Origin of the sequence: Pseudomonas sivasensis (assembly GCF_021391435.1) — a bacterium.
Lineage (GTDB): Bacteria > Pseudomonadota > Gammaproteobacteria > Pseudomonadales > Pseudomonadaceae > Aquipseudomonas > Aquipseudomonas sivasensis.
This window is the reverse complement of sequence record NZ_CP090029.1, coordinates 3,503,504-3,518,118: the sequence shown is the minus strand read 5'-3', so window position 1 is coordinate 3,518,118 and position 14,615 is coordinate 3,503,504. Positions and strand designations below refer to the sequence as shown.

General features: G+C 60.7%; 12 protein-coding genes. 5 read left to right on the top strand and 7 right to left on the bottom strand.

The window, feature by feature from the left end; all coding sequences use genetic code 11:
• Positions 1–79: 79 nt before the first annotated feature.
• Positions 80–1,291, bottom strand: coding sequence for an MFS transporter (locus tag LRO94_RS15785; protein ID WP_095184607.1), 1,212 nt, complete (start codon positions 1,289–1,291; stop codon positions 80–82).
• 144 nt (positions 1,292–1,435) lie between these two features.
• Here LRO94_RS15785 and LRO94_RS15780 point away from each other — a divergent pair, with 144 nt between their 5' ends.
• Complete coding sequence (locus tag LRO94_RS15780) at positions 1,436–2,227, top strand: AraC family transcriptional regulator (RefSeq protein WP_032885323.1); 792 nt, start codon at positions 1,436–1,438, stop codon at positions 2,225–2,227.
• Here LRO94_RS15780 and LRO94_RS15775 read toward each other — a convergent pair.
• The 3 genes from LRO94_RS15775 to LRO94_RS15765 all read right to left on the bottom strand — a co-directional run bounded on the left by LRO94_RS15775 (position 2,202) and on the right by LRO94_RS15765 (position 7,041).
• A complete protein-coding gene (locus tag LRO94_RS15775; RefSeq protein ID WP_179178895.1) occupies positions 2,202–4,760 on the bottom strand; it encodes a bifunctional diguanylate cyclase/phosphodiesterase in 2,559 nt (852 codons plus the stop codon). The two genes, LRO94_RS15780 and LRO94_RS15775, sit on opposite strands and share 26 nt — an antisense overlap.
• 74 nt (positions 4,761–4,834) lie before the next feature.
• Positions 4,835–6,019 carry an MFS transporter gene (locus tag LRO94_RS15770; protein ID WP_179180068.1) on the bottom strand — a complete coding sequence of 395 codons (1,185 nt, stop codon included), beginning with the start codon at positions 6,017–6,019 and terminating at the stop codon, positions 4,835–4,837.
• Positions 6,019–7,041: an alpha/beta hydrolase gene (locus LRO94_RS15765; protein WP_095184610.1), complete on the bottom strand. Its 1,023-nt coding sequence runs from the start codon at positions 7,039–7,041 to the stop codon at positions 6,019–6,021. Before LRO94_RS15765 ends, LRO94_RS15770 begins: the two co-directional genes overlap by 1 nt.
• A 165-nt stretch (positions 7,042–7,206) precedes the next feature.
• On the opposite strand from LRO94_RS15765, the gene LRO94_RS15760 reads away from it, so the two are divergent.
• Complete coding sequence (locus LRO94_RS15760; protein ID WP_095184611.1) at positions 7,207–8,121, top strand: AraC family transcriptional regulator; 915 nt, start codon at positions 7,207–7,209, stop codon at positions 8,119–8,121.
• Here LRO94_RS15760 and LRO94_RS15755 read toward each other — a convergent pair.
• Both LRO94_RS15755 and proP read right to left on the bottom strand, forming a co-directional pair.
• On the bottom strand, positions 8,096–8,602 hold the full coding sequence (locus LRO94_RS15755) for a GAF domain-containing protein (protein ID WP_099602323.1): 507 nt from the start codon (positions 8,600–8,602) through the stop codon (positions 8,096–8,098). The genes LRO94_RS15760 and LRO94_RS15755 overlap by 26 nt on opposite strands.
• Before the next feature lie 51 nt (positions 8,603–8,653).
• Entirely contained in the window at positions 8,654–10,156 is a 1,503-nt protein-coding gene (proP, locus tag LRO94_RS15750) for a glycine betaine/L-proline transporter ProP (RefSeq protein ID WP_179178896.1), read from the bottom strand.
• Between the two features lie 347 nt (positions 10,157–10,503).
• Between proP and LRO94_RS15745 the strand changes: the two genes are divergently transcribed.
• A complete protein-coding gene (locus LRO94_RS15745) occupies positions 10,504–11,028 on the top strand; it encodes a GNAT family N-acetyltransferase (protein ID WP_179178897.1) in 525 nt (174 codons plus the stop codon).
• 143 nt (positions 11,029–11,171) lie between these two features.
• Positions 11,172–12,575, top strand: coding sequence for an MFS transporter (locus LRO94_RS15740; protein WP_179178898.1), 1,404 nt, complete (start codon positions 11,172–11,174; stop codon positions 12,573–12,575).
• 30 nt (positions 12,576–12,605) lie between these two features.
• On the opposite strand, the gene LRO94_RS15735 is transcribed toward LRO94_RS15740, so the two are convergent.
• Complete coding sequence (locus LRO94_RS15735; protein ID WP_179178899.1) at positions 12,606–13,583, bottom strand: DMT family transporter; 978 nt, start codon at positions 13,581–13,583, stop codon at positions 12,606–12,608.
• Positions 13,584–13,675: 92 nt separating this feature from the next.
• On the opposite strand from LRO94_RS15735, the gene LRO94_RS15730 reads away from it, so the two are divergent.
• Positions 13,676–14,584 carry a LysR substrate-binding domain-containing protein gene (locus tag LRO94_RS15730; RefSeq protein WP_179178900.1) on the top strand — a complete coding sequence of 303 codons (909 nt, stop codon included), beginning with the start codon at positions 13,676–13,678 and terminating at the stop codon, positions 14,582–14,584.
• Positions 14,585–14,615: the final 31 nt, after the last annotated feature.

Genomic DNA, 14,615 nt, shown 5'->3' with positions numbered 1-14,615 from the left:
AAACCGGGATTGTAAGCGCACACGCAGGTTTTTCAGAGCATTCTGTGTAGTGGCACACAGCCAGCCGATGATCGGTGGGTCAGACGCCTTTGGTCGACGGCAGCAGAATCGTCAGGATACCCACCAGCGGCAGGAACGAGCACAGTTTGTAGACGTACTCGATGCCGTGGTTATCCGCGAGCAAACCGAGCAACGCCGCGCCAATCCCGCTGAAACCGAACATCAGGCCAAAGAACACACCTGCGATCATCCCGACATTGCCCGGCACCAGTTCTTGGGCAAACACCACAATGGCCGAGAACGCCGAAGCCAGGATAAAGCCAATCACCACACTGAGCACGGCGGTCCAGAACAGATCGACGTAGGGCAGGGCCAGGGTGAAGGGCGCGGCGCCGAGGATGGAGAACCAGATGACTTTCTTGCGGCCGATTTTGTCGCCGATCGGGCCGCCCGCGAAGGTGCCCACGGCCACCGCACCGAGGAACAGGAACAGGTACATCTGGGAACTCGATACCGACAGGTGGAATTTTTCAATCAGGTAAAACGTGAAGTAGCTGGTCAGGCTGGTCATGTAGAAATACTTGGAGAACACCAGCACTGCCAGTACCACCAGGGCAAACGTCACGCGGCCTTTGGACAAGCCGTGGGTGGCTTTGCCGCCTTGCTTGAGCTTGAACAGCGCGAGGTGGTTGCGGTACCAGCGGCTCAAGCCATACAGCACCAGGATCGCGAACACCGCGAACAGACCGAACCAGGCGATATTGCCCTGGCCGTAGGGAATGATGATCGCCGCTGCCAGCAACGGGCCGAAGGCGCTGCCGGTGTTGCCACCGACCTGGAAGGTCGATTGCGCAAGGCCGTAGCGTCCGCCGGAAGCCAGGCGCGCCACGCGGGAGGTTTCCGGGTGGAAGGTCGACGAGCCTACGCCCACCAGACCCGCCGCCAGCAGGATCGCCGGGAAGCTGCCGACAAACGCCAGCATCAGGATGCCGATCAATGTGCACACCATGCCGGCCGGCAGCAGCCAAGGCTTGGGATGACGATCAGTGTGGTAGCCGATCCACGGTTGCAGCAGCGAGGCGGTCAGTTGGAAGGTCAGGGTGATCAGGCCCACCTGGGCAAACGTCAGTCCGTAATTGGCCTTGAGCATGGGGTAGATCGACGGCAGCACGGCCTGGATCAGGTCATTGATCAGGTGCGCCAAAGCGCAGGCACCGAGGATACGCATAACTAATGGGCTTGCTTGGGGCGCACTGGTAGCAGTGGCGGGTGACGCGGTGAGTGTCGACATGCAGGCATTCCATACAAGGCAGCGAACAGGGGCCGCCAATACGTGGCTGGCGGCCCATTTCAAATTGTGTCGGGCTTTATGCTAGATTCAGTAAAAATGTCTGTCTCACGAAATTCGGGCAGTAACTGTCGCAAAAAGGGCTAAATGATCAAGTCACTGGATAAATTCCTGCAGGAGATCGACGAAGGCGAGTGGGCCGTGATCAGTTCGGCCACCGACTATCCTGAAAACTGGGTGATCCCCGACCACAGCCACGAGAAGCATCAACTGCTCTACGCGACCGAAGGGGTCATGGTAGTGCATTCGGCGCAGAACCAATGGACAGTGCCGCCCAATCGCGGCTTCTGGATGCCCTGCGGGCACGTGCATTCCCTGCGCTGCGTAGGTCCGCTGAAAATGCGCAGCGTGTTTGTGCGCCCCGACAGCTTCCCCAATCTGCCCACCGAAACCAAGGCTGTGAGCATCTCGCCGCTGCTGAGCGAGCTGATCAAGGCCTCGGTCAGCCTCAAGCCGCCTTATGCCGAAGACTCGCGGGATGCGCGGATCATGCACCTGATCCTCGACGAACTGGCCATCCTGCCCGCGTTGCCGTTATCCCTGCCACAGCCTGCCGACCCGCGTATCCAGCGGATCTGCCTGGCGCTGCAACAGAATCCGGGCGATGCCTCGACAGTGGCGCACTGGAGCGAGCGCCTGGGCCTGGATCAGAAAACCATCCAGCGCCTGTTTCGCAAGGAAACCGCCATGACCTTCGGCCAATGGCGCCAACAGGCGCGGTTGCTACTGGCCCTGGAGCGCATGGCGATGGGGGAAAAGATCATCGACGTGGCGTTGGAGCTGGGCTACGAAAGCCCCAGCGCCTTCACCAGCATGTTCAAGAAACAGTTCGGCAAGACGCCGAGCCTTTTTTTCAAACCGGGCCCAGCAGCCGGTTGAACGCGTCGATATCCAGCGGGCGGCTGAGGAAGTAGCCCTGGCCTTCATCACAGGCCACGGCCTTGAGCATCGCCAGGTGCTCGGCGGTTTCGATGCCTTCGGCGGTCACCGTGAGTGCCAGGGCACGTCCCAGGCCGACGATGGCATGGATGATGGCTTGGTCGTCCTCGCTGTCTTCCAGTCGGGTCAGAAAGCTGCGGTCTATTTTCAAGCCATCGAACGGGAACGCGCGCAGGTAGCTCAGTGACGAATACCCGGTGCCAAAGTCGTCCATGGCGATGCGGATGCCCAGTTGTTTGAGGGCGCGCATCACGTCCAGCGCACCGACGGCGTCTTCGAGCATGACGCTTTCGGTGATTTCCAGTTCCACCCGCGCCGGTTCGATACCCGATGCCTGCAACGCGTGACGCACGCGCTCCATCAGGTTGCCGCGCTTGAACTCGGTCGGCGACAGGTTGACCGACACAAACAACGCATCCGGCCAATGGGCGGCACAGGCACAGGCGGTTTCCAGCACCCAGTCACTCAGCGACAGGATCAGGCCGGACTCTTCGGCAATCGGGATAAAGGTGTCCGGCGCAATCAGGCCGCGCTCCGGGTGTTGCCAGCGCACCAGCGCTTCGGCGCCGACCATCTGCCCGTCGGCTATGCGGTAACGCGGCTGAAAGTGCAGGCGCAATTCCCCATGTTTGATCCCATAGCGCAGGTCGCTTTCCAGGCGTCGACGCTCGATGATTCGTGCATTCATCTCGCCGGAGTAGAAGCGCCAGGTATTGCGCCCGGCGGACTTGGCCTCGTACAGCGCGATGTCCGCGTAGCGCAGCATTTCGGTGACGTTGCCGGCGTCATTGGGCGCCAGCGCAATACCGATGCTGGCGCTGATAAACACTTCCTGCTCATCGATCCGGATCGCGCGCTCAAGGGAGACGATCAAGCGTTTGCAAAAGTTTTCGACGTCGTCCTGGGTGCCGGCATCGCTGAGGATCAGCACAAATTCATCGCCGCCAACCCGCGCCACCAGGTCACCGTGACGCACGCAGTCGGTCAGGCGGCTCGACACTTCATTGAGCACCCGGTCGCCGGCGGCATGCCCGAGCAAGTCATTGACCGGTTTGAATCGGTCCAGGTCCAGGCTGAGCATGACCAAGGGTTGCTCAAGGAGGGGCAGCGTCTTGAGCTTGGTGTCCAGGAAGGCTTGCAGACGCGTGCGATTGGGCAACCCGGTCAGGGCGTCATGCTGGGACAAAAATTCAATGCGTCTGCGCGCCTCGACTTCTTCAGTCACGTCGGTGGCGGTGCCGCGAAACCCGCCGCACGGCATTTTCCGCGCCGATAGCCGGGTGGTGCGCTCTTGCCCTTGGGCATCCACATACAGGCATTGCACGCTGAGGTCCGGGCGTCGGCCGGGCGTGCACAGCCACTGTGACAACAACCCGTCTTCGGTGCCCAGCAGGTCATTCATGGCCGCGCCGATCCAGGCGTCGCGGGTCAGCCCGGTTACGCTTTCGAAACGCTCCGAGAGGTAGGTAAAGCGCCAATCGCCGTTGATCTCCCAGACCCAGTCGGAACTGGCTTCTACCACATCGCGAAAGCGCGCTTCGCTGGTTGCCAAGGCGTTCTGGCTGGTTTGCAGCGAGCTATGACTGGCATCCAGCGCCAGGGCGGCGGCAGTGCTGCGGCGCAAGATCACCCACGTCATCAGGCACACCAGCAGCGCGGCCAGGCCCAGCAAGGGCAGGCCGACGCCAATGAGGCGTCGGCCGGGCTGTTCCGGCTGCCAGTACAGGCTACCGGCGCTGCCGTTGTCGCCGAGGGGTAAAAACACGCCCTTGGCGATGTCTTCAGGGGTGGCAATGTGCAGGTTGCCCACGCCGAAGTCATCGCCGATCCGGCCCAATTTGGCGCTGTCGAGGATGTCGACAAAGACCAGCACCGAGGCTGGCCTACCGTCTGCAACCACCGTGGGGTCGGTGCCCGGCGTAATGGCTGCGGCAGCCACCAGTGCGGGGCTGCCGCGTACGTTGATGAACGTGCTCACCGGGGTTTCGTTGTCTACGCCGGCGCGAGCCTGTTCGAGCAGTTGGGTGAGGGGCTGATCGAGCCATTCGCTGAGCTCAAAGGTTTGCAGTTCGCCTTCGACCACGGTGTACACCGTGCGATTGGCATCGTTGACCACAAACAGGCCCTGAAAACCGAAGTCTTGGAACAGTGTGGGCCCGATATTGCCGCGCTCGAAGGCCCAATCCTTGTCCACCTGTACATGCAGGTGCTTGTAGGCATCGCTCCAGAACGCGTAGTCCTTGACCGTCACCCGCATGGCTTTTTCCATGGACTGTATGGCTTTGCGGGTATGGAACGCGCTTTCGGCCTGCTCGGTGCGGTCCAGGTCATGGGCGATGTAAAGCAGTGAGTAAGCCGCTGCCGCAAAGACAACGGCCAGCAAGGCCATGAAATTGAACAGTGACGTGCGTGCCAGTGACAGGCTGGTGCGGGTGGACAGCGAGCGGACGATTGGAGCGAGAGAGTTGGGCATTATTTAGCGCAGGGCCTCGCTGCAAGTCAGGGGTATGACAAGTTATCGGCGGCCCTTGGAAAAGATTGAGTGCGTCAGGCTGTGCTCAAGTGTTGTGCGCGAACACTGACGCGGCGTGCTGCCCATGCAAGCAACGCCGCCCCGCACAGCAGCGCTGCACTCAACTCAAATGTCGCCCGATAGCCACTGAAGTCAAACACCACACCGCCCACCGTGGCGCCTGAAGCAATCGCCAACTGGATGATCGCGACCATCAGGCCGCCCCCTGCTTCGGCATCCTTGGGCAGGGTGTTGGCCAGCCACGTCCACCAACCCACGGGGGCGGCGGTGGCGACCAGGCCCCAGAGCCCCAGCAACAGGGTTGTCATCCCGGTCGAGCTGCCGAAGGCGACCAAGGCCAGGGCGATCAACGCCATCAGCAGTGGGATGGCAATCAGCGTGGGATACAGGCTGCGCTTCAAAAAACGCTCGATCAGGAACGTGCCCGCCAGACCGGCCATGCCCAGTACCAGCAGCATCAGCGACAACAGGGACACGCTGACCTGGGTGACGGTTTCCAGGAACGGTCGCAGGTAGGTGAACAGCATGAACTGACCCATGAAAAACACACTGACCGCCAGCATGCCTATGATCACAGGCGGCTGTTTCATCAGGCGCAGCACGTTGGTGGTCTTTGCCTCGCCCTGCGACTTGATCGACGGCAGGCTGATCAGCAGCCACACCACGGCGATCACCGCCACCGGCACCACGCAGAAAAACGCGCCACGCCAGCCGATCATTCCGCCCAGAAAGCTGCCCAGTGGTGCAGCAATCACCGTGGCCAGGGCGTTGCCGCCGTTGACCATGGCCAGGGCACGCGGCACTTGGTCGTCCGGTACCAAGCGCATGGCGGTGGCGGCCGACAGTGACCAGAACCCGCCGATGGCAACGCCGATCAACGCTCGCCCCAACATGAAGACCATGTAGTTCGGCGCAAAGGCCACCACCGTTCCGGACACGATCATCAGCAGTGTCAGCGCCACCAGCAGGCGCTTGCGATCCACCCGCGCCGCCACGGCGGCAATCACCAGGCTGGTGAGCAAGGCAAACAGCCCTGACACCGAAATGCCCTGGCCGGCCTGGCCTTGAGTGATGTTGAGGTCGGCCGCCAGTGGCGTCAGCAGGCTGACCGGCATGAACTCCGAGGCGACTAATGTAAAGGCCGCCAGGGACATAGCGAGCACCGCGCCCCAGCGCGGTGCATTCGGGTTATTGGGCATCACTTGAGGTTGTTCTTGAAGAAGGTGGTGAGGTGGGCAAACGGAATCAGATTGACCCGGTCGTACAGGTCCACATGCCCCGCGTTCGGGATGATGAGCAATTCCTTCGGTTCGGCCGCACGCTGGTAGGCGTCTTCGCTGAACTCGCGGGAGTGCGCGTTGGCCCCGCTGATCAGCAGCAGCGGACGCGGAGAGATCGTCTCGATGTCGTTGAACGGGTAGAAGTTCATGAACTTCACGTTGCTGGTCAGCGTCGGCATGGTGGTGGTCTGCGGCGACGCACCGGCAGGCGTGACCTGGCCACGTGGCGTGCGGTAGAAGTCAAAGAACTCGTCCCCCACCGGGTTGCCCGTCAGCTTGAGCGGCGTGCCGCTGGTGTAGAGGGTCTCGCCGCCCTGGAATTCCACATAGCGCTGGTTGGCCGCTTGCAGCAGGATATGCCGGCGTTGTTCCAGGGTGACGCCGTGCTTGAGGCCGTTGCGGTTGGCCGCGCCCATGTCGTACATGCTGACGGTGGCGATGGCCTTGAGGCGGGGGTCGATCTTCGCCGCCGCGATGACGAAGCTGCCGCTGCCACAGATACCGATCACGCCAATGCGTTCACGGTCGACCATCTGCCGGGTGCCGAGGAAGTCCACGGCGGCGCTGAAGTCCTCGGTGTAGAGGTCGGGCAGCACCGCGTTGCGCGGTGTACCGGCGCTGTCGCCCCAGAACGACAGGTCCAGAGAGAGTGTGACGAAGCCCTGTTCGGCCATTTTGGTGGCGTACAGGTTCGCGCTCTGTTCTTTGACGGCACCCATCGGGTGACCGACGATAATCGCGGGGCTTTTAGCACCCGAGCTCAGGTTTTTCGGCACGAACAGGTTGCCGGCAACCTGCAGGCCGTATTGGTTGTTGAAGGTGACCTTTTCGACCGTCACCTTGTCGCTTGTGTAGAAGTTGTCAGCACTGTTGGACATATCGGCTCCCAGAGCAGTTAAAGACGTCACCAGCAAACCAAGGGCAAGCAAGAGGCGTTTCATGGGCGGATCCTTGAAAGGGTTGGTCCGCACATTTTCCCGGTGTGGCGGTGGCGTCTGTAGTGCGTTCCGCTGGATTACCTGCCTGATGCTCTGAGTCTGGGGGTTTACGGGGGACGCCGTGGACTGCGCGGGGTAGAGTTCGCGGATCAACAAAAAGGGCAGGTTATGAAGAACAATCTGGACGCGCTGGTCCACGCCATTGCATCGCGCATCGCTGCGCCTGGGGACTGCCCCATGCCGATCCCGGGCCTGGGGTTCTATCGGCGTGAGCAGCCGTGCACGCCGGTGGTGTGCATGGTCGAACCGAGCATTGTGCTGGTGGCCCAGGGGCAGAAGCAGCTGTGGGTGGGCGGCGAGGGGTATCCGTATGACACGTCACGCTTCCTGGTGACATCGCTGGACATTCCTGCCAATTCCGAAGTGCTGCAGGCGAGCCCCACGCGGCCGTGCCTGGGGCTGACCTTTAAGCTGGACCTGCGCATATTGGCCGAGCTGATCGCCCAGAGTGAGCTGCCGCCCAAGCGCGAGCGTTCAGTGCTCAAAGGGGTCGGCATCGGGGTTGTCACCGACGGCATGCTGGCGTCGTTTGCGCGGCTGGTGGCGTTGCTCGATGAGCCCGAGGCGATCCCGGTACTCGCACCACTGATCCAGCGCGAGATCCACTACCGCTTATTGCAAAGCGACCAGGCTGGACGACTGCGGCAGATTTGTTCAGTGGACGGGCAGGGCTACCGTATCGCCAAGGCGATTGACTGGCTCAAACTCAATTACGACGCAGTGCTGCGCGTGGAAGACTTGGCGGCGCGGGTGCAGATGAGCGCGGCCACGTTCCATCATCACTTTCGCCAACTCACGGCGATGAGTCCGTTGCAGTATCAGAAGTGGCTGCGTTTGAACGAGGCGCGCCGGTTGATGCTTAACGAGCATCAGGATGTCTCCAGCGCGGCGTTCAAAGTGGGCTATGAAAGCCCGTCGCAGTTCAGCCGCGAATACAGCCGGCTGTTTGGCGTGCCGCCCAAGCGCGACATCGCCGGGTTACGCGGCAAGCCGAAATTTAACGATCACTCTGTGTCAAGTTAGCGAAAAAGATGCAGCCAATCAGTCGGGCAAACAGGCTCAGGGTTTCCGGCAGGTTGGGGTCGTCAAACAGCATCGCCTGTGAATCCAAGGCACACAGCGCGCCGAACAGGCGGCCATCAGGCAGGAAAATCGGCGCGCCGGCGTAGCTTTCGATAGCGAACTGCTTGACTACCGGGCGTGAAGCGAAGCGGCCGTTTGCGCTGACCTGCGGGATAAACAAGGTCTGTGGATTAATGCAGAACTCGCTGCACAGGGTGGTTTCCAGGTTAAGCACGTCATCCACATTGATCCCCATTTCCATAGGGTCGTGGACCGAGCAGACCACCCATTCCAGGTCGGTGAACTTGGCGATGCCGGCAAAGCGCATCCCGGTCAGGCGGGTGACCAACTGCAGAATGCTGGTGGTGGCTTCTATTTCGGCGATGGCGGCGCGTTCGTCTGCGCTCAGTAGCGAATGTGCTGCGGTGAAGCTGGGAAGCATGCTGAGCTCTCCAAAGGCGTGGTGGCCGGGGCCACCACGCACGGTCAAGTCTTAATTAATTCGCGGGTGCTGTTGCACCAGATTCTGGCGCTTAGCTTCCAATTCCGCAATTTCGGCGTCGATGTCTTCGATCTTCTGCTCGATATTGTCGTGGTGTTCCTGCAGCAACTCCTTGGCTTCTTCCATGTCCGAAGCTGCCGGTGCCGCGCCACGCAGAGGCTTGTTGGCAGTTTCCTTCATCGTCAGGCCGGTGATCAAGCCGACCACGGCAAACACCATCAGGTAGTAGGCGGGCATGAACAGGTCGTTGGTGCTTTCCACCAGCCACGCCACGGCCGTCGGTGTTACACCAGCGATCAGCACCGAGACGTTGAACGCACTGGCCAGCGCGCTATAGCGCAGGTGAGTGGGGAACATCGCTGGTAAGGTCGAAGCCATCACGCCGATGAAGAAGTTCAGGATTACAGCGAGGATCAAGAGGCCGGCGAAGATCAGGCCGATCTTGCCGCTGGTGATCAGCATAAATGCCGGGATCGACAGAAACAGCAAGCCAACACTGCCCGCGATGATGAAAGGCTTACGGCCGATCTTGTCACTGACAAAGCCAATGAACGGTTGCACGAACAGCATGCCGACCATGATCGCGATGATGATCAGCACGCCGCTGTTTTCTTTGTAATGCAGGTTGTGGGACAGGTAGCTCGGCATGTAGGTGAGCAGCATGTAGTACGTCACGTTGGTGGCCGCGACGATACCGATGCAGGTCAGCAGGCTGCGCCAATGCTTGGTGGCGACTTCCTTGAAGGAGACCTTGGGACCGTGGGTCAGGCCTTCGCGGTCGCCTTGTTCGAGCTTGTCCATGTGTTGCTGGAACGCGGGGGTTTCTTCCAGCGCATGGCGCAGATACAGGCCGATGATGCCCAGAGGCAGAGCCAGGAAGAACGGCAGGCGCCAGCCCCACGATTCGAATTCAGCTTCGCCAAGCACGCTGGAGATCAATACCACTACGCCGGCACCGAGCACAAAACCGGCAATCGAGCCGAAGTCCAGCCAGCTACCGAGGAAGCCGCGCTTGCGGTCCGGGGCGTATTCGGCGACGAAGATCGACGCGCCGGTGTATTCACCACCCACCGAGAAACCCTGGGCCATCTTGCACAGCAGCAACAGGATCGGCGCCCAGATGCCAATGGACGCATAGCCGGGAATCAGGCCGATGGCAAAGGTGCTCAGGGACATGATCACAATGGTGGCGGCGAGGACTTTCTGCCGTCCGTATTTATCGCCCAGCGCGCCGAAGAACAGGCCACCCAGCGGACGAATCAGGAAAGGCACGGAGAACGTACCCAGCGCGGCGATCATTTGTACGCTGGGGGAGGCGTCCGGGAAGAACACTTTACCGAGCACATAGGCGACAAACCCGTAGACACCGAAGTCGAACCATTCCATGGCATTGCCAAGGGCGGCGGCGGTAATTGCTTTGCGCACCTTGGCATCGTCGACGATGGTGATGTCCTTCAACCCGATGGGTTTGACGCTTTTTCTACGTAATTTCATGCGAACCACTCTAAAACAGAACAGGGGTGGTGCTATCACTGCGATAGCACCGCTCTGTCACTTCAGATACAAGCGGACACGAAAAAATTCACCCGTTGCTGTACTTTTTCTCGACTGGCAGCAGATCTACCTGTGAAAAGCGCTATTTCACGACCCCGCTACCCCTGTAGTGAGCGGGCTTGCCCCGCGCTGGGCTGCGAAGCAGCCCCAAAACCACACAACCTGGTTTGTCTGGAAAACCGGGTTGGCGTTGATGGAGCTGCTTCGCAGCCCAGCGCGGGCGGTGCGACGATTCGACAAGCCCGCTCACCACAAAAAAGAGCGACATCCTTGAGAGAACCACCCCAATGCCCACCTCACGCCTGATCTACCGCCCACCAACCCCCGACGATCTGCCTCGATTATTCTCGATCTTCGGCGACCCACAGACCAACCGGTTCAATCCTTCCGGTCCCTTGGCAAGCCTTGCCGATGCGCGGCGGTTGCTCGACCACTGGCTCGCACAATGGGCGCGCGACGGTTATGGCTGGTGGGCGATTGCCCGGCGTGAATCCCCAGAGCATCTCATCGGCTTTGGCGGTATCGCACCGCTCAACTACCTCACTGAGCGGCGCATCAACCTCGGCTACCGTTTTGCCGTGGAGGCCTGGGGGCAGGGCTATGCCACTGAGCTTGCCCGCGATGCGCTGGTGCTGGCGTTTGAAACCCTGAACCTGCCCGAAGTGTTCGGGCTGGTTCGGCCCGATCACGCCGCCTCGATCCGCGTGTTGGAAAAGGTGGGCCTGCAGCACATTGGCGTCCTCGACGATGTGCCCGGTCAGGCACCGAGTCTGGTGTTACGCGTTTGTCATCCTACAACCACCTCTTTCTGAAACGTCTCGTAACTACGTAGCCCCTAGACAGGCGGCAATCTTTCAGATTGACACCGCTCATGGGTCTCGATATAAAAGTCGCAGTTGTACGACGACATATGACGTTACATATGTCCTACCTAACAAAAATAAAAAGTGATGCCATGAATCTGAACGAGCCCATCAGCGCCCAGCGCGTTGGCCAGGCGGTAGGCAACTATCGCTGGACCATCTGTGCGATGTTGTTTTTCGCCACCACCGTCAACTACCTCGACCGCCAGGTGCTCAGCCTGTTGGCACCGCAGTTGTCCACGCAATTTGGCTGGAGCAATACCGATTACGCCAACATCGCGGCGGTGTTCCAGTTCGTGTATGCGATTTCCATACTGTTTGCTGGGCGCTTTGTCGACAAGATCGGCACCAAGGCCGCTTACGTGGTCGCCATCGCCATTTGGTCCACCGGCGCCGTCATGCATGCGTTCTCGGTGCAGATGGGCGAGGGCATTGCCGCTGTCAGCAGTGCGATTGGGCTGGCGGTGATTCCGGTATCGATTGCCGGGTTCATGCTCTCCCGAGCGGTGCTGGCGATTGGCGAGGCGGGTAATTTCCCGATCGCGATCAAAGCCACTGCCGAATACTTCCCCAAGAAAGAGCGCTCCTTCGCGACCGGCATCTTCAACTCTGGCGCCAACGTCGGCGCAATCCTGGCGCCGATCTGCGTGCCGCTGATTGCTGGCATGTGGGGGTGGGAAGCCGCGTTCATGGTGATCGGCATGCTCGGTTTCCTGTGGGTGGCGGTGTGGGCCGCGGTGTATGAAAAACCCGAGCAGCAAAAACGCCTGTCGGCCGAAGAACTGGCCTATATCCGCAGTGACCAGACCGTACAGCCGTTCACCAAAGCCCCGTCTGGCGCGCCCGAAAAGAAAGTCTCCTGGTTCAAGTTGCTGACCTACCGCCAGACCTGGGCCTTTGCCTTTGGCAAGTTCATGACTGACGGCGTGTGGTGGTTCTTCCTGTTCTGGCTACCGACTTACCTGTCCGCGCAATACGGCATGAAAGGCGCCGATATCGTGATGCCGCTGGCGGTGCTGTACAGCATGACCATGGTCGGCAGCATCGGCGGCGGCTGGTTCCCCAGCTACTTTATGGCGCGCGGCGATGCCCCGTACGACGGCCGCATGAAAGCCATGCTGGTGATCGCGCTGTTCCCGTTGGTGGTGTTGTTGGCGCAGCCCTTGGGCTACATCAGCTTCTGGGTGCCGGTATTGCTGATCGGCGTGGGCGCGTCTGCGCACCAGGCGTGGTCGTGCAACATCTTCACTACCGTGTCCGACATGTTCCCGCAGAAAACCGTGGCCTCGGTGGTCGGTATCGGTGGCATGGCCGGTGGGATCGGCGGCGTGGTGATGACCAAGATCGGCGGGTGGGTGTTTGACTATTACAAGTCAATCAACGACATCCACACCGGCTACATGATCATGTTTGCTATCTGCGCCCTGGCCTACCTGGTGGCGTGGAGCGTGATGAAGACCCTGGTACCGCGTCACAAGGAAATCACCGACCTGTGAAAACCACAGGTCGCGAGGTGCACTTGCGCCTCACACCCGTTCAGCACCCCCGCAGGTGCTTGCGGGGTCTGCCCTGGTCAGGATGATCCGCACCGCCATCACCACACCGGTTAGCACAGCGGCCAAGCCTGCGGTTTCCATCGGCGTTGGCCAGCGCCCGTGAAACCCCAGGCCGAGCAGGGTGGCGAAGAGTGATTCAAGGGCGATCAATTGGCCGCTCAATACCATAGGCAAGCGCTGTGTTGCGGCGTTCCAGGCCCAGGCACCGACCACGGTCGACATCAGCGCGATGATCAGGCTCCAGGCATACAGCGGCCCAGCGCGGGAGAGCCCAAGGCCCAACGTCGGAAGCTTGAGCAGGCCGAAGCTCTGTATCAGCGGCAGCAACCCCAGTGTGGCGGTGCCTGCACCGAGCAGCATCAACGCGCTCCAGAGTCCAATGCTCGACGCGGGAAGGTGCATCAATTGCTTTTGATTGATCACGCTGAAGCCTATCCACAAGCCAACCGCGCTCAACGAAAACAGCAGCCCCAACCACCAGGAAGCAAGGCTCAATGAAGGCTGGTGCAGGCTGCTCAGATTGGCCAACAACAGCCCCACGGTCAGGCACGTCAACGGCATCGCCAGCCTGCGCCACTGCACGGTTTTGTCCCTGGCGTTGCCGAGCAGAGCCAGCAACACGGGGACCATCCCCACCAGCGTCGGCGTCAGCACCGGGCCGCCGAACATGACTCCCGCAGCGATGCACGCGCCGTATCCCAGGCAGCCCAAGGCGCCGAGGGCTGCGGCTAGGCAGAGCTGGCCAGGCCGCAACAAACACAGGTGCGCCCGCCACAGAATCACGCCCAATACACCCAGCGCGCCCGCGATCAAAAAACGCACCACCATCAGGTCGTAGAGGGTGTATTCGCCACTGACGTAAGGCGTGATGAAGTTCAGCGCCCAGCCCAGGGTCGAGATGACCGCCAGGGTTACGCCAACAAATATCGAGCTCTTCGGTAAGGTCATCAGGGTTATCCATCAGGCGAGAGATCCATGGTGCCTAGCCGCGAGGCTGTGCTACAAACGAGTTCTCGGCCCTGAATGCATAACTTCAGATTATGAATACGCTCGGTAAAACCTTGCCGCCTCTTGCCAGCTTGTTGCCCTTTGAAGCAGCGGCGCGCCTGTGCAGTTTCTCCAGGGCGGCGGATGAATTGCACATCACACAGGCGGCTGTCAGCCGACAGATTCGTGGGCTTGAAGACAACCTCGGGGTGAAGCTGTTTTACCGGCGCAACCGCGCGGTATCCCTTACGCCAGAAGGGCGTGACCTGGCGCGGGTGGTTAGCGACGCATTGCACAGCATCGGTGACAGCGCAGCCCTCTTGCGCGCCGCGCAACGCAGCGACCGGGTGGTGCTGCTCTGCCAACTGTGCGAGGCGTTTTATTGGTTGATGCCGCGTCTGTCGAGTTTCCACCAGCAATACCCGCATCTCGATATCCAGGTCGTGACCTCAACCCGGCCGCTGACGGAGTTCAATGCGCACTTCGACGTTGCTCTGCAAAGTTCGCGGCGACCCAGTGGCGCACATCCCTTGATGTTCACCGCTGCTGACGAAGTGTTCCCGGTGTGCAGCCCGGCCTACTTCGATGCGCGACAACCGCTGTCGCTCACCGAATTACAGTCGGCCACTTTTTTGCACCACAGCTCCCAGCCTCCGCACTTGATGGAGTGGGACAGTTGGTTGCAGGTATTCGGGCAGACAGTGGCCGTCAATGCGCGCAGTGCCACATTCGACAGTTATCCATTGATGTTGCAGGCAGCGGTGGAAGGGCATGGAGTTGCCATGGGCTGGCGCCGTACGGCAAGCAGGCTGATCGAGAGTGGGGCGCTGGTCAGACCCTGTGTGGAGAGCGTGCATTTACCCGAGGCGATTTCGATTTATCGTCATCAAGGCGCGGGCGACCGCCCAGAGATCGCGGCGTTGTTGGGCTGGTTGCAGGAGCAATTAAAGGGCGACAGCTGACGGCTGACCAGCTGTCGCACACTCAATGCGC